Origin of the sequence: Streptomyces sp. TP-A0356 (genome assembly GCF_001417775.1) — a bacterium.
Taxonomy (GTDB): Bacteria; Actinomycetota; Actinomycetes; order Streptomycetales; family Streptomycetaceae; genus Streptomyces.
This window is the reverse complement of record NZ_BBZJ01000022.1, coordinates 237737-252140: the sequence shown is the minus strand read 5'-3', so window position 1 is coordinate 252140 and position 14404 is coordinate 237737. Positions and strand designations below refer to the sequence as shown.

The following is a 14404-nucleotide window of genomic DNA, read 5'->3' as shown; positions in this document are numbered from 1 at the left end:
TCCACGGGCATCCGCGCGCCGGAGGTCGGCCGGCGACGCCGCCCTCGAGCGCGAGCTCTAAGTCGACCGCACCCTCCGACCGCGGCCTCCGGATGCCCGGCGGCCGCCGTCACAGATGCGCCGGCTCGTCGGGTGCCGGCGCGGCCGTGCCCACCGCGGCCGCCGTGCCGCCGATCGGCAGCTCCCGCCGTCCGAGCCGGCGGTCGCCGTCCGCCCCCGCCTCTCGATCCCCCAGGTGATCGTCAGCGGATACGCGCGGGCCCTGGTTCCCCGCGCCCCGTACTCTTGAAGGGCTATGACTGACACCCCGCAGCGCCCCCTCCGCGTCCTTGCCGCCATGTCCGGCGGAGTCGACTCCGCCGTCGCCGCCGCCCGCGCCGCCGAAGCCGGCCACGACGTGACCGGCGTCCACCTCGCGCTGTCCGCGAACCCGCAGTCGTTCCGCACGGGCGCGCGCGGCTGTTGCACCATCGAGGACTCGCGCGACGCCCGCCGCGCCGCGGACGTCATCGGCATCCCGTTCTACGTCTGGGACCTCGCCGAGCGGTTCCGCGAGGACGTGGTCGAGGACTTCATCGCCGAGTACGAGGCCGGACGCACCCCGAACCCGTGTCTGCGCTGCAACGAGAAGATCAAGTTCGCGGCACTGCTCGACAAGGCCCTCGCGCTCGGCTTCGACGCGGTCTGCACGGGCCACTACGCCAAGATCGTCACCCTCGACGACGGCACGCGCGAGCTGCACCGCGCCTCCGACATGGCCAAGGACCAGTCGTACGTCCTCGGCGTGCTCGACGAGAAGCAGCTGGCGCACGCGCTGTTCCCGCTCGGCGACACGGTCACCACGAAGGACGAGATCCGCGCGGAGGCCGAGCGCCGGGGCCTCGCGGTCGCCAGGAAGCCCGACTCGCACGACATCTGCTTCATCGCGGACGGCGACACCCAGGGCTTCCTCGCCCGTCGGCTCGGCGCGGCGGAGGGCGCCATCGTCGACGAGTCCGGCGCCAAGCTCGGCACGCACGACGGGGCGTACGGCTTCACGATCGGCCAGCGCAAGGGCCTCAGGATCGGCACCCCGGCGCCCGACGGCAAGCCGCGCTACGTCCTTGACATCTCTCCGGTCACCAACACGGTCACGGTGGGCCCGGCGTCCGCCCTGGACGTCGCCGCGCTGACCGCCGTCAAGCCCCGCTGGTGCGGCGCGGCCCCGGCCGGCCCCGGCACCTACACCGCCCAGCTGCGCGCCCACGGCGGCGAGACGGAGGTGACGGCGGAGCTGGTCGACGATGAGCTGCGCGTGCGCTTCACCGAGCCGGTCCGGGGCGTGGCACCCGGCCAGGCGATCGTCCTGTACGACGGCACGCGCGTGGTGGGCTCGGCGACGATCGCGTCGACGACGCGGGCGACGACCGCGGTGGCCTGACCGCCCGGCGCGAACGCGTGACCGCCCGGCGCTACCGAGCGAAGAACTCCGCCAGCACCGGCGCCAGCACCTGCGGTTCCACCACGTGGTTCTGGTCCTTCAGGACGCGATAGGCGCCCTGGGGCGCCGCGTCCGCGACCGCCTCGGTCGCCCTGCGCAGCCACTCGGGGCTCGCGCCGCCCGCGACGGCCAGGACGGGGACCGTGACCGACGCCAGCCGGCGCCGGGGCACCAGCCCGTCGCCCATCACCGCGTTGTCGTACGCGAGGGTCGGCGCGATCGCCTCCATGTCGGCCCACATGGGGGACTGGCGGGCGGTCGCGATCACCTCCGGGGCCAGACCGGTGAGCCTGAGGAACAGCTCCACGGCATCCCCGCGCCGCCCCTGTTCGAGCGCCTCGCTGAGGTTCACGGTGTACTCCGCGCGCTCCAACTCACCGCCGGGCGAGTAGTCCGCGTACGGCGGCTCGTAGACGGCCACCCGACGCACCGACAGTCCGCTCGCCGCCGCCTCCAGCACCAGCGCGCCGCCCGACGAGACGCCGTACAGCGCGGCCTCTCCGCCCGCCACCTCGATGAGCGCAGCGAGGTCCTCCACCTCGCGGGCCACCGCGTACGGCTGCGTGTCGCCGCTCTGCCCGCGGCCCCGGCGGTCGTACACGATGGCGCTGAAGCGGTCCGAGAGCTGCGCGGCCAGAGGCGCCACCGTGGCACCCGTGGACATCGCGCCGCTCACGAGGACGACGGCCGGGCCCTGTCCGATGCGTTGGTAGGCGATGGGGGTGCCGTCGCGCGAGATGGTCTGCTTGTCCATGTCTGTGAGACTGCCCCAGAGGGCCCCGTTAATCGGTTACGACACCTCCACTTCGTAGAAGCAGAGGTGGTCCTTGATCCGGGCGACGTCCGGCTTGGGGTCGGGATACGCCCAGACGAGGTCCGCCGCGTCCGGCAGGGACCAGTACGACGCCGTGCCCTTGAAGGGGCAGTGCGTGTGGGTCGCGGAGGGAGTCAGCAGGTCCAGGCGCACGTCCTCGGCGGGGATGTAGTACCGCACGGGGCAGCCGGTCTCGCGCAGCACGAGGGGCCGGTCGCTCTCCGCCAGCACCTGTCCGCCGTGCACCACGCGCACGTGCCGGCCGCCCTGCTCGATGGTGATGGTGTGTCCTTCGGTCATATCGGAAGAGCGCTCGCGGGGCCCCGGTTCTTCCCGCGTACGGTGAACGGCATGAACATCTGCGTCTTCCTCTCCGCCGCCGACCTCGCCGACCGCTACACCCGCCCCGCCCGTGAGTTCGCGGAACTGCTGGGCAAGGGCGGGCACACGCTGGTGTGGGGCGGCTCCGACGTCGGCCTCATGAAGGTGGTCGCCGACGGGGTGCAGAAGACGGGCGGCAGGCTGCTGGGCGTCTCCGTGGAGTTCCTGTCGGCCAAGGCCCGGGCGGGCGCCGACGAGATGGTGATCGCCAAGGACCTCGCCGAGCGCAAGAGGCTGCTCCTGGAGAAGGCCGACGCGATCGTGATCATGGTCGGCGGGACCGGAACTCTCGACGAGGCGACCGAGATCCTCGAGCTGAAGAAGCACGGGCACACCGACAAGCCGGTGGTCCTGCTGAACACGGAGGGCTTCTACGACGGCCTGAAGGAGCAGTTCCGGCGCATGGAGGACGAGGGCTTCCTGCCGAGGCCGCTCACCGACCTGGTGTTCTTCGCCCAGGAGCCGGTCGGGGCGCTCGCGTATCTGGAGGAGTCGCTCGGGATCGGCTAGCGCCGTGGTGCGAGCATGGCGGACATGGCTACTCATGTGATCACCGGGGCCGGTTCCGGCATCGGCGCCGCCGTCGCCCGCCGCCTGCACGCGCGCGGGGACGATCTCGTGCTGCACGCGCGCGACGCGGGGCGGGCGAAGGAGCTGGCGGCCGACTTCCCCGGGGCCGGGACCCTGGTGGGCGACCTCGCGGACCCCGACAAGCTGTCGTGGGCGTTCTCCCACCAGACCCTGCCGGACCGGGTGGACTCCCTCCTGCACATCGCGGGAGTGGTCGACCTCGGCCGGGTGGCGGAGCTGACCCCGAAGTCCTGGCGCCACCAGCTGAACGTCAACCTGGTCGCCCCGGCGGAGCTGACCCGCCACTTCCTGCCCCAGCTGCGTGCCGCCCGTGGCCACGTCCTGTTCGTGAACTCCGGCTCGGGCCTGAACGCCCACGCGGACTGGTCGGCGTACGCGGCCTCCAAGCACGGCCTGAAGGCCCTCGCGGACTCCCTGCGGCAGGAGGAACACCCGAACGGCGTGCGGGTCACCTCGGTCTACCCCGGGCGCACCGCGAGCCCGATGCAGGCCAAGGTCCACCAGCAGGAGGGCAAGCAGTACGACCCGGCCCGGTGGATCGACCCCGAGTCGGTGGCGACGACGATCCTGATGTGCCTGGACCTGCCGAGGGACGCGGAGGTCAACGATCTGACGGTACGACCGGGACCGGGCCGCTGACCGGACGGCACCTCCACCACCGGGCACCCCTCGGCGGACGACGCCCCCGGTCGGCCCCGTCCCCGGAGGGCCTACGCTTCCGGGGTGAGCGAAAACAGCCAGTTCAGGTTCGGTGCCGCGACCGGCGTCGGTTCCCTGCCGGGAGGCGACGCGCGGGAGGCGGCCAAGACCGCCACCGGGACCTTCGAGGACTTCCCCTTTCTCGCCGAGCTGCCGGCCCGGGGGCCCGGTGCGGACATGATCGGGCGGACGGCCGGGATGCTCGTCGATCTCTACGCGCGCGTGGAACCCAGCGGCTGGCGGTTCGGGGACCGGCCGGGGCGGGACACCCGGCGGGCCCGCGCCTGGCTCGGCGAGGACCTCGACGCGCTGGAGGAGTTCACCCAGGGCTACGAGGGGCCGCTGAAGGTGCAGGCGGTGGGTCCCTGGACGCTGGCCGCCGCGCTGGAGCTGAAGAACGGCGAGGCGGCGGTCTCCGACCCCGGCGCCTGCCGCGATCTCGCCGGTTCGCTCGTCGAGGGGCTGCGGCTCCACCTCGACGAGGTACGCCGACGGGTGCCCGGTGCCCGGCTGGTCCTGCAGCTGGACGAGCCGTCCCTGACCGCCGTCCTGCGCGGGCGGGTGAGGACCGCGAGCGGCTACCGGACCCACCGGGCCCTCGACCGGGGGACCGTCGAGGCCACGCTGAGAGACGTCGTCGGGGTTCACGCCGACGGCCCGGTCGTGGTCCACTCGTGCGCACCGGACGTCCCGTTCGCCCTGCTGCGCAGGGCCGGAGCGGCCGGGATCTCCTTCGACTTCTCGCTCCTCACCGAGCGTGACGACGAAGCGATCGGCGAGGCGGTGGAAGGGGGTACCCGGCTCTTCGTCGGCGTCGTCCCGAGCACGGACGGCCCATTGTCAGACCCGGCCGGTAGCGTCATGGGTGTCAGGACGCTGTGGCGCAGGCTGGGGCTGCATCCGGGGCTTCTCGGGGAGGCCGTCACGGTCACGCCGGCGTGCGGGCTCGCGGGGGCTTCCCCGGACTACGCCCGCAGGGCGCTCGCCCACTGCGTCCGGGCGGCGAGATCCCTCGCGGACAACCCAGAGTAACGGGAGGACGACACGGTGGCCGGCGACAAGCAAGCGGAGACGACGGTGCCCACCGAGGCACGGGAGCAGCACGCGCAGCTCGCTGAGCAGATCGAGGAGCACCGCTTCCGGTACTACGTGAAGGACGCTCCCGTCATCAGCGACGCGGAGTTCGACCGGCTGCTGCGCTCGCTGGAAGCGCTTGAGGAGCAGTACCCCGAGCTGCGCACCCCCGACTCACCCACCCAGAAGGTCGCGGGGGCGTACGAGACGGAGTTCACGGCCGTCCAGCACCGCGAGCGCATGCTCTCCCTCGACAACGCGTTCGACGAGGCCGGGCTCGCCGCCTGGGCCGACCGTGTCGCCAAGGAGGTCGGCACCTCCGACTACCACTTCCTGTGCGAGCTGAAGGTCGACGGCCTCGCGGTCAACCTCACGTATGAGCACGGCCGCCTCACGCGCGCGGCGACCCGTGGCGACGGCCGCACCGGCGAGGACATCACCCCCAATGTCCGTACGATCGCGGAGATTCCGGACCGCCTCGAGGGCGACCGCGTCCCCGACCTCGTGGAGATCCGCGGCGAGGTCTACTTCCCGATGGAGAAGTTCGAGGAGCTGAACGCCCGCCTGGTGGAGGGCGGTGACAAGCCCTTCGCCAACCCGCGCAACGCGGCGGCGGGTTCCCTGCGCCAGAAGGACCCGCGCATCACGGCCACCCGTCCGCTGCACATGGTGGTGCACGGCATCGGCGCGCTGGAGGGCTTCCAGGGCCTCACCCGCCTCTCCGAGGCCTACGACCTGCTGCACTCCTGGGGCCTGCCCACCGCCAGGCACAACAAGGTCGTCGACGACCTCGACGGCGTACGCGAGTTCATCGCGTACTACGGCGAGAACCGCCACTCCGTGGAGCACGAGATCGACGGAGTCGTCGTCAAACTCGACGAGATCCCGCTCCAGGGGCGCCTGGGATCCACCTCACGTGCCCCGCGCTGGGCCATCGCGTGGAAGTACGCGCCCGAGGAGGTCAACACCAAGCTCGTCAACATCCGCGTGGGCGTGGGCCGTACGGGCCGGGTCACGCCGTACGCGCAGGTCGAACCGGTCACGGTCGCGGGCTCGGAGGTCGAGTTCGCCACCCTGCACAACCAGGACGTCGTCAAGGCCAAGGGCGTGCTCATCGGCGACACGGTGGTGCTGCGCAAGGCGGGTGATGTCATCCCCGAGATCCTCGGCCCGGTCGTCGACCTGCGCGACGGTACGGAGCGCGAGTTCGTGATGCCGTCCGAGTGCCCCGAGTGCGGTACGCCGCTGCGGCCCATGAAGGAGGGCGACGTCGACCTCCGCTGCCCGAATGCGCGGACGTGCCCGGCTCAGCTGCGCGAGCGTCTGTTCTATCTCGCCGGCCGCAAGGCCCTCGACATCGAGCACTTCGGCTATGTGGCCGCCGCGGCCCTCACCAAGCCGCTGGAGCCGGGGGAGCCGCCGCTGAAGGATGAGGGCGACCTGTTCGACCTCACCGTCGAACAGTTGCTGCCCATCAAGGCGTACGTCCTCGACCAGGACAGCGGCCTGCCCAAGCGTGACCCGAACACCGGCGAGGAGAAGGTCGCCACGGTCTTCGCCAACCAGCAGGGCGAGCCCAAGAAGAACGCGATCGCGATGCTGGAGAACATCGCGGCTGCCAAGGAGCGCCCGCTGGCCCGCATTCTGACCGGCCTGTCGATCCGTCACGTCGGTCCGGTGGCGGCCGAGGCACTGGCCCGTGAGTTCCGCTCGATCGAGCGAATCGATCAGGCGACCGAGGAGGAGCTCAAGGACACCGACGGCGTCGGTCCGATCGTGGCCGCCGCGGTCAAGCAGTGGTTCGCGGAGGACTGGCACCGCGAAATCATCCGTAAGTGGAAGGCCGCGGGCGTCCGAATGGAGGAGGAGGGCTCCGGCGAGGACGAGGGGCCGCGCCCGCTGGAGGGGCTCACGGTCGTCGTCACCGGGACACTCGCCCACCACACACGGGACGGCGCCAAGGAGGCCCTGCAGAGCCGTGGAGCAAAAGTGACGGGTTCTGTTTCGAAGAAGACGTCCTTCGTTGTCGTGGGTGACAATCCTGGCTCTAAGTACGACAAGGCTATGCAGTTGAAGGTCCCGGTTCTGAATGAGGACGGATTTGCCGTCCTGCTGGAACAAGGGCCGGAAGCCGCTGCGGAAGTGGCAGTTCCGACCGGGGAGTAGCGGTTGAAGGTCACCCGTTCGGCGCATACCAGATGCATACGGGTGGCCGGGTCGCATTCGGGCAACCGTCGACGACGCTGCCCGTGAAAGCCTTCTGCGGCCTACTGTTGAGGTGTGCGCCTGCCGTGCCCGGACGCGTGGTGGGTTTCAGACGCGGTGCCGTTGACGGTTCGTCGGGCATCGGGCCGCGTGGTGTGGGCACCGCCGGCTGTGAGAGGGACGGGAATGGAACCGACCAAGAGCGTCGCCCCGGACTCACGGCTGCGCCTGCGCCGGATGTGCGGCGTCTGGCGAGCCGCCCGCCGGACAGCGCGGCCGTCGGGGCACACGGGCGCGGACGGCCGCACCGCCGTGCCGAGGGCCCCGCACGGGTCGACCTCCGTGCCGGGCGCCCTCCCCGGCGCCGGACTCCCACCGGGCGGCGCCCCGGCCGCCGGAGCGGTACCGGCACTCGCGCCCGGAACCGCTCCGCTCGCCGCCGGGCACACGTCCGGACTGCCCGGCCCCGAGGGCGAGCGGCACTTCTCCTGGCCCGCGCTGCCCGCGCTGGTCGTCGCGGCCGCCGGGTTCGTCCTCGGCGCCGGCTTCTACCGCGCGTTCGGCGGACAGCACGCCCTCTTCCCGTCCGGCACCGTCGGCTGGTCCCTGGCCGTGCTCACCGGCATCATCGTCGGCCACCTGGTCGCACTCGGCCGCGCCCGCTGGTGGGGCGGCACCGGCTCGGGCGCCGCCCTGACCCTCGCCGTGCTGCTGCTGTACGGCTGGGTGCCCGCCGGGATGGTCAGCCTCACCGTCGTCGTACTGGTCGGCATAGCCCGGCTCGGCCGCTGGCGGCAGGGTGTCCTGCACGGCGCGGTGGACATCCTCGGCATCGGCGCCGGAGCGCTCGTCCTGGCCCTCTTCGGGCGCGTCCCCACCGTCGAAGCGCCCTGGAACCCGCAGAGTTGGACCCTCTACGCCGCGCCCCAGGTCGTCCTGGCCGCCACCGCGTACCTCGCGGTCACCAGGCTGCTGCTGTGGTACCTGCACGCGCCCCGCACCGGTGGGTTGCCCACCGTCGCCCGCACCGCCCTGGTCAGGCAGGGATTCGTCGCCGTCGCGCTGCTCGGGATCGCGCCGCTGGTCTGTGTCGTCGCCGTCGCGCTGCCGATCCTGCTGCCGCTGTTCGCGATCCCGCTCATCGCCCTCGACTCCACCCTGTGGATGGCCCGCGCCCGGGCGGAGGAGCAGCTGCGCGACCCGCTGACCGGTCTGCCCAACCGGCAGTGGCTCCTCGAGCGCACCTGGACCGCGCTCGACGACGCCGAGCGGATCGGCGCGCGGGCCGCCCTGATGCTGATAGACCTCGACCGCTTCCGGTCGGTCAACGACACGCTCGGCCATCTCGCCGGCGACCGGCTGCTCCTCCAGATAGCCGAGCGACTGCGGCTGGCGCTGCCGCGCGGGGCGGAGGCCGCGCGGCTCGGCGGCGACGAGTTCGCCGTGTTACTCCCCGTCGCGGACTCCACGACGTCCGCGTCACGCGCGGCCCGCAACCTGGTCGCCGCGCTGAGCTCGCCGCTCGACCTGGACGGCCTCACGCTCGTCCTGGAGGCCAGCGCCGGGGTCGCCGTCTTCCCCGACCACGCGCTCGACGCGGAGGGGCTGCTGCGGCGCGCGGACGTGGCGATGTACCAGGCGAAACGGGACCGTACGGGGGTGGAGGTGTACGAGTCCAAGCGGGACTCGAACACGCCGGACCGGCTCGGGCTGCTGGGGGATCTGCGGCGGGCGCTGGACGCCCACGAGGTGGAGCTGCACTACCAGCCGAAGGTCCGCTTCGACGGACAGGTCGCCGGGCTGGAGGCGCTCGTACGGTGGGTGCACCCCGAGCGCGGGAAGGTGCCTCCGGACGAGTTCATCGCGATCGCGGAGTCGTCCGGGCTGATGCCGCATCTGACGGAGTACGTGCTGGAGACGGCGCTCGGGCAGGTGGCACGGTGGCGGGCGCAGGGGCTGCGGGTGCCGGTGGCGGTCAACGTCTCACCGCGGGACGTCCACACACCGGGCTTCGCCGGCGCGGTGGCCGCACGGCTGGCGCGGCACGGGGTGCCCGCGGGGGCGCTGCAGCTCGAGATCACGGAGCATGTGCTGCTGGAGGATCCGCAGCGGGCCGCGGACACGCTGGCCGGGCTGGCCGGTCACGGCGTGAAGATGTCGCTGGACGACTTCGGTACCGGCTACTCGTCGCTCGTGCATCTGCGGCGGTTGCCGGTGAGCGAGCTGAAGATCGACCGCTCGTTCGTGGCACGGCTGGCGGTGGACGCGGTGGACGCGGAGATCGTGCGCTGCACGGTGGACCTCGCCCACTCGCTCGGGCTGCTCGTCGTCGCGGAGGGCGTCGAGGACGACGAGACGTGGGAGCGGCTGCGGGACCTCAGGTGCGACGCGGTGCAGGGATGGCTGGTCGCCGCCGCGATGCCGGCCGAGGAGACCACGACCTGGCTGCGGGCCCGTGGCTCCCGTGGCTGGCAGCGCCCGGCGGCGGCGCTCCCGGCCGCGTCCGCGGACGACCCCGGACGGGTCGGTTAGGGGCCCCCTCGTCCCGAGCCCTGCGCTCCCCGGATCCGGTCAGCCGGCCTGTGCCGTGAAGTTCCCGATCGGCAGGACGAGCCGACGTTCGTATGCCTGTTCCAGCAGACGTCCGCTGCGCAGCAGCGTGACCAGGCCGTGCGGTCCGGCCCAGTAGGTCTCCGTGAGCAGCCCAGGGTCCTCGCCGTCGGCCGCGCTCGGCTCGACGGCCGTCGCCGACTCCCCGAACGCCTCGCGCAGCGCCTGAGCGCCCTGACAGTGCTGCGCCACGGCGGCACCAAGGTGCTGGCCTTCGGGATCAACTTCGCCACGGCCGTCGTTGTGCTGATCAGTGCCGCACCACTCTTCGCCGTCCGATCACGTCCGCACCGCCTCGAGGGGGCCCCGTATGTCGCTGTTCGTTCCCAAGTTCGACGAAACCGTGATCGTTCGTGATGCCGAGGCGGAGGTCATGGGCCGCGACGCCCCCGTCGCCGTGAAGCTGCTGGCCGACAGCAGTGCCACCGGAGGCGCGCTGTCCACCGTGCGCGTCACCCTCACCGACGGCGCCGACGGAGCGCGTCCGCACCTGCACAACAACTCCGCCGAGATGTTCTACCTGCTCGACGGCGCCGCCGAGCTGCTCTCCGGCGACGACGTCGTGACCGCCGAGCGCGGCGACCTCGTCGTCGTCCCGCCGGGCAGGCCGCACGCCTTCGCCGCCACCCCCGGGGCCGACGCCGACATCCTCATCGTCATCACCCCGGGCGTCGAACGCTTCGAGTACTTCCGCCACCTCCAGCGCATCCGCCTCGGTGAGGTCACCCCGGAGAGCCTCCTGGAGGTGCAGGACCTGTACGACAACCACTTCCTGCGGAGCACGGCCTGGGAGGGGCGCCGCTGACCTCTGGGGCGCTGCTGCCGGATCTCCATGGCCGCGGAGATCCGGCAAAGGGCCCGGGGAGCGTACGGCCCCCGAATCCATTTCACGGGCACAGGGCCCCGCGCCATAGGATTGGCCCAAACCACACACACTCACCCCAGAGGATCGCTGCATGCCTGGCATCACGCGCGAGGAGGTCGCCCACCTCGCTCGGCTGGCGCGTCTGGAGCTGAAGGGCGAAGAGCTCGATCACTTCGCCGGCCAGCTCGACGACATCATCGGCGCGGTCGCCCGCGTCAGCGAGGTCGCCGACCAAGACGTACCGCCGACCTCCCACCCGCTGCCGCTGACCAACGTCATGCGCCGGGACGAGGTCCGTCCCTCGCTCACCCCCGAGCAGGCGCTGTCCGGCGCCCCGGCCCAGGAGCAGCAGCGTTTCAAGGTGCCGCAGATCCTGGGGGAGGAGTAGCCCGTCATGACGGACAAGAACAGCATCATCCGGCTCACCGCCGCCGAGACGGCCGCGAAGATCGCCTCCGGCGAGCTCACCGCCGTGGAGGTCACCGAGGCCCACCTCGCCCGTATCGAGGCCGTCGACGAGAAGGTCCACGCCTTCCTGCACGTCGACCGCGAGGGCGCGCTGGCACAGGCCCGCGCCGTCGACGAGAAGCGCGCGCGGGGCGAGGAGCTCGGCCCGCTCGCCGGTGTGCCCCTGGCGCTCAAGGACATCTTCACCACCAAGGGCGTGCCGACCACCGTCGGGTCCAAGATCCTCGAGGGCTGGATCCCGCCGTACGACGCCACCGTCACCAAGAGGCTGAAGGACGCCGACGTCGTCATCCTCGGCAAGACCAACATGGACGAGTTCGCCATGGGGTCGTCGACGGAGAACAGCGCCTACGGGCCGACCGGCAACCCCTGGGACCTCACCCGCATCCCCGGCGGCTCCGGTGGCGGGTCGAGCGCCGCGCTCGCCTCCTTCCAGGCCCCCCTCGCCATCGGCACCGACACCGGCGGCTCCATCCGCCAGCCGGCCGCCGTCACCGGCACGGTCGGCGTCAAGCCGACGTACGGCGGCGTCTCCCGCTACGGCATGGTCGCCTTCAGCAGCAGCCTCGACCAGGGTGGCCCCTGCGCCCGCACGGTCCTGGACGCCGCCCTCCTGCACGAGGTCATCGCCGGACACGACCCGCTCGACTCCACGTCCATCGACGCCCCGGTCCCGTCGGTCGTCGAGGCCGCGCGCAACGGCAGCGTGGAAGGCATGCGCATCGGTGTCGTCAAGCAGTTCCGCGGCGAGGGCTACCAGGCCGGTGTCGTGCAGCGCTTCGACGAGGCCGTCGCCCTGCTGAAGGAGCTGGGCGCCGAGATCGTCGAGCTCGACTGCCCCTCCTTCGACCTGGCGCTGGCCGCGTACTACCTGATCGCGCCGAGCGAGTGTTCGAGCAACCTCGCACGCTTCGACGGGCTGCGCTACGGCCTGCGCGTCGGCGACGACGGCTCGCACTCGGCCGAGGAGGTCACCTCCCTCACCCGTGAGGAGGGCTTCGGCCCCGAGGTCAAGCGCCGCATCATGCTCGGCACGTACGCGCTCAGCTCCGGCTACTACGACGCCTACTACGGCTCCGCCCAGAAGGTCCGTACGCTCATCACTCGCGACTTCGAGAAGTCGTTCGAGAAGGTGGACGTGATCGTGTCGCCCACGACCCCCACCACCGCGTTCCCGATCGGCGAGCGCGCCGACGACCCGATGGCCATGTACCTGGCGGACCTGTGCACCATCCCGGTCAACCTGGCCGGCAACGCCGCCATGTCGCTGCCCTGCGGCCTCGCGCCGGAGGACAATCTCCCGGTCGGGCTGCAGATCATCGCCCCGGCGATGAAGGACGACAGGCTGTACAACGTCGGCGCCGCCGTCGAGGCCGCCTTCGTGGAACAGTGGGGGCACCCGCTTCTCGAGGAGGCTCCGTCGCTGTGAGTAAGGCACTGTCCAAGGCCAAGGGCTTCAAGAAGTCCAAGTCCGGTACGTACCTGTCCATGGCCACCACCGCGTTCGGCGCGATCGGTGTCGCGAAGCAGGTCAAGAAGGCCCGCCTCGAACACGACACGCTGCGCCTGCTCGACGCCGCCGTGTCCGCCGCCGCCATCGTCACCGGCCTCGCTCTCCTCATCCGGGAGCTCAAGCGCCTGGGCGACGACGACGTCCTGCTGGGCTGAGAGGGAAGTTTCACCGTGACCACCATGACCGACCTGGTGTCGTACGAGGACGCGCTGGCGTCGTACGACCCCGTCATGGGCCTTGAGGTCCATGTCGAACTCGGCACCAAGACCAAGATGTTCTGCGGCTGTTCCACGGCGCTCGGCGCCGAGCCGAACTCGCAGACCTGCCCCACCTGCCTCGGCCTGCCCGGCTCGCTCCCCGTCGTCAACGCGACCGGCGTGGAGTCCGCGGTCAGGATCGGTCTCGCGCTGAACTGCGAGATCGCCGAGTGGTGCCGCTTCGCCCGGAAGAACTACTTCTATCCGGACATGCCGAAGAACTTCCAGACCTCCCAGTACGACGAGCCGATCGCCTTCAACGGCTACCTCGACGTGCAGCTGGAGGACGGCGAGACCTTCCGTGTGGAGATCGAGCGCGCCCACATGGAGGAGGACACCGGCAAGTCCACCCACGTCGGCGGCGCCACCGGCCGTATCCACGGCGCCCTGCACTCGCTGCTCGACTACAACCGCGCCGGCATCCCGCTGATCGAGATCGTCACCAAGCCGATCGTCGGAGCCGGTGAGCGCGCCCCCGAGGTGGCGAAGGCGTACGTCCGCGAGCTGCGCGAGCTCATCCGGGCGCTCGGCGTCTCCGAGGCCCGGATGGAGATGGGCCAGATGCGCTGCGACGTCAACCTGTCGCTGATGCCCAAGGGCGCCGACAAGTTCGGCACCCGCTCCGAGACGAAGAACGTCAACTCGCTGCGCTCCGTCGAGCGTGCGGCCCGCTACGAGATCCAGCGCCACGCCGCCGTGCTCGGCGGCGGGGGCACGGTGACCCAGGAGACCCGCCACTTCCACGAGGACAGCGGCACGACGACCTCGGGCCGTACCAAGGAAGAGGCCGAGGACTACCGGTACTTCCCCGAGCCGGACCTGGTGCCGGTCGCGCCCCCGCGCGAGTGGGTCGAGGAACTGCGCTCCGCGCTGCCGGAGCTGCCCCTCGTACGCCGCAGCCGGCTGCGCGAGGAGTGGGGTGTCTCCACGACCGAGATGCAGGCGATCCTCAACGCGGGCGCCCTGGACCCGATCGTCGCCACCATCGAGGCGGGCGCCGACGCGGCCTCCGCCCGCAAGTGGTGGATGGGCGAGCTCGCCCGTCACGCCAACGAGTCGGGCAAGGCCCTGGACGAGCTGCCCATCACAGCCGAGCAGGTCGCCCGTGTCGCCCGGCTCGTGTCCTCCGGCGACCTGAACGACAAGCTGGCGCGCCAGGTCATCGAGGGCGTGCTCGCGGGCGAGGGCACCCCGGACGAGGTGGTCGACAAGCGCGGTCTGAAGGTCGTCTCCGACGAGGGCGCGCTGACCGCCGCCGTGGACGACGCCATCGCGGGCAACCCGGGGATCGCGGACAAGATCCGCGGTGGCAAGGTGGCCGCGGCCGGCGCCCTGGTCGGCGCGGTCATGAAGGCCACCCGCGGCCAGGCGGACGCCGCCCGGGTGAAGGAGCTGATCCTGGAGAAGCTGGGCGTCAGCGAAGGCTGAGCACCCCGCCATCCGGCGC

General features: G+C 71.7%; 14 protein-coding genes. 11 read left to right on the top strand and 3 right to left on the bottom strand.

Annotated features, from left to right (window positions below; translation table 11 throughout):
• Window positions 1–295 precede the first annotated feature (295 nt).
• Window positions 296–1420, top strand: coding sequence for a tRNA 2-thiouridine(34) synthase MnmA (mnmA, locus tag ASC56_RS24045; protein ID WP_055493590.1), 1125 nt, complete (start codon window positions 296–298; stop codon window positions 1418–1420).
• Window positions 1421–1451: 31 nt separating this feature from the next.
• Here mnmA and ASC56_RS24040 read toward each other — a convergent pair whose 3' ends face one another.
• Window positions 1452–2234 (bottom strand): alpha/beta fold hydrolase, encoded by a 783-nt coding sequence (locus ASC56_RS24040; RefSeq protein WP_055493589.1) that lies wholly within the window; start codon window positions 2232–2234, stop codon window positions 1452–1454.
• 36 nt (window positions 2235–2270) lie between these two features.
• Window positions 2271–2594, bottom strand: a complete 324-nt coding sequence (locus ASC56_RS24035) for a DUF427 domain-containing protein (protein ID WP_055493588.1) — start codon at window positions 2592–2594, stop codon at window positions 2271–2273.
• 51 nt (window positions 2595–2645) lie between these two features.
• Between ASC56_RS24035 and ASC56_RS24030 the strand changes: the two genes are divergently transcribed.
• From ASC56_RS24030 to ASC56_RS24010, 5 genes are all read left to right on the top strand, one after another.
• On the top strand, window positions 2646–3185 hold the full coding sequence (locus ASC56_RS24030; RefSeq protein WP_055493587.1) for a TIGR00730 family Rossman fold protein: 540 nt from the start codon (window positions 2646–2648) through the stop codon (window positions 3183–3185).
• 24 nt (window positions 3186–3209) lie between these two features.
• The gene (locus ASC56_RS24025; RefSeq protein WP_199836055.1) at window positions 3210–3905 is read left to right on the top strand and encodes an SDR family oxidoreductase; all 696 of its coding nucleotides are present in this window, start codon (window positions 3210–3212) and stop codon (window positions 3903–3905) included.
• A gap of 84 nt (window positions 3906–3989) precedes the next feature.
• The gene (locus ASC56_RS24020; RefSeq protein ID WP_055493585.1) at window positions 3990–4997 is read left to right on the top strand and encodes a methionine synthase; all 1008 of its coding nucleotides are present in this window, start codon (window positions 3990–3992) and stop codon (window positions 4995–4997) included.
• A 15-nt stretch (window positions 4998–5012) separates the two neighbouring features.
• The gene (gene ligA, locus ASC56_RS24015; RefSeq protein WP_055493584.1) at window positions 5013–7205 is read left to right on the top strand and encodes an NAD-dependent DNA ligase LigA; all 2193 of its coding nucleotides are present in this window, start codon (window positions 5013–5015) and stop codon (window positions 7203–7205) included.
• Window positions 7206–7430: 225 nt separating this feature from the next.
• Complete coding sequence (locus ASC56_RS24010; RefSeq protein WP_055493583.1) at window positions 7431–9776, top strand: bifunctional diguanylate cyclase/phosphodiesterase; 2346 nt, start codon at window positions 7431–7433, stop codon at window positions 9774–9776.
• A gap of 39 nt (window positions 9777–9815) precedes the next feature.
• Here ASC56_RS24010 and ASC56_RS24005 read toward each other — a convergent pair whose 3' ends face one another.
• Window positions 9816–10046, bottom strand: coding sequence for a TetR-like C-terminal domain-containing protein (locus tag ASC56_RS24005; protein ID WP_055493582.1), 231 nt, complete (start codon window positions 10044–10046; stop codon window positions 9816–9818).
• Between the two features lie 118 nt (window positions 10047–10164).
• Between ASC56_RS24005 and ASC56_RS24000 the strand changes: the two genes are divergently transcribed.
• The 5 genes from ASC56_RS24000 to gatB all read left to right on the top strand — a co-directional run bounded on the left by ASC56_RS24000 (window position 10165) and on the right by gatB (window position 14385).
• Window positions 10165–10659 (top strand): cupin domain-containing protein, encoded by a 495-nt coding sequence (locus ASC56_RS24000; protein ID WP_055493581.1) that lies wholly within the window; start codon window positions 10165–10167, stop codon window positions 10657–10659.
• A gap of 151 nt (window positions 10660–10810) precedes the next feature.
• Window positions 10811–11107: an Asp-tRNA(Asn)/Glu-tRNA(Gln) amidotransferase subunit GatC gene (gatC, locus tag ASC56_RS23995; protein ID WP_055493580.1), complete on the top strand. Its 297-nt coding sequence runs from the start codon at window positions 10811–10813 to the stop codon at window positions 11105–11107.
• 6 nt (window positions 11108–11113) lie between these two features.
• Entirely contained in the window at window positions 11114–12616 is a 1503-nt protein-coding gene (gene gatA / locus ASC56_RS23990; protein WP_055493579.1) for an Asp-tRNA(Asn)/Glu-tRNA(Gln) amidotransferase subunit GatA, read from the top strand.
• Entirely contained in the window at window positions 12613–12855 is a 243-nt protein-coding gene (locus ASC56_RS23985) for a hypothetical protein (protein WP_055493578.1), read from the top strand. The genes gatA and ASC56_RS23985 overlap by 4 nt, the downstream gene beginning before the upstream one ends.
• Before the next feature lie 15 nt (window positions 12856–12870).
• The gene (gatB, locus tag ASC56_RS23980; RefSeq protein ID WP_055493577.1) at window positions 12871–14385 is read left to right on the top strand and encodes an Asp-tRNA(Asn)/Glu-tRNA(Gln) amidotransferase subunit GatB; all 1515 of its coding nucleotides are present in this window, start codon (window positions 12871–12873) and stop codon (window positions 14383–14385) included.
• Window positions 14386–14404 lie beyond the last annotated feature (19 nt).

Coding starts and splice junctions, on each gene's coding strand:
- ASC56_RS24010 (WP_055493583.1), top strand. CDS start 7,431: ATGGAACCGACCAAGAGCGTCGCCCCGGACTCACGGCTGCGCCTGCGC.
- ASC56_RS24035 (WP_055493588.1), bottom strand. CDS start 2,594: ATGACCGAAGGACACACCATCACCATCGAGCAGGGCGGCCGGCACGTG.
- ASC56_RS24000 (WP_055493581.1), top strand. CDS start 10,165: ATGTCGCTGTTCGTTCCCAAGTTCGACGAAACCGTGATCGTTCGTGAT.
- ASC56_RS24025 (WP_199836055.1), top strand. CDS start 3,210: ATGGCTACTCATGTGATCACCGGGGCCGGTTCCGGCATCGGCGCCGCC.
- mnmA (WP_055493590.1), top strand. CDS start 296: ATGACTGACACCCCGCAGCGCCCCCTCCGCGTCCTTGCCGCCATGTCC.
- ASC56_RS24030 (WP_055493587.1), top strand. CDS start 2,646: ATGAACATCTGCGTCTTCCTCTCCGCCGCCGACCTCGCCGACCGCTAC.
- gatA (WP_055493579.1), top strand. CDS start 11,114: ATGACGGACAAGAACAGCATCATCCGGCTCACCGCCGCCGAGACGGCC.
- gatC (WP_055493580.1), top strand. CDS start 10,811: ATGCCTGGCATCACGCGCGAGGAGGTCGCCCACCTCGCTCGGCTGGCG.
- ASC56_RS24040 (WP_055493589.1), bottom strand. CDS start 2,234: ATGGACAAGCAGACCATCTCGCGCGACGGCACCCCCATCGCCTACCAA.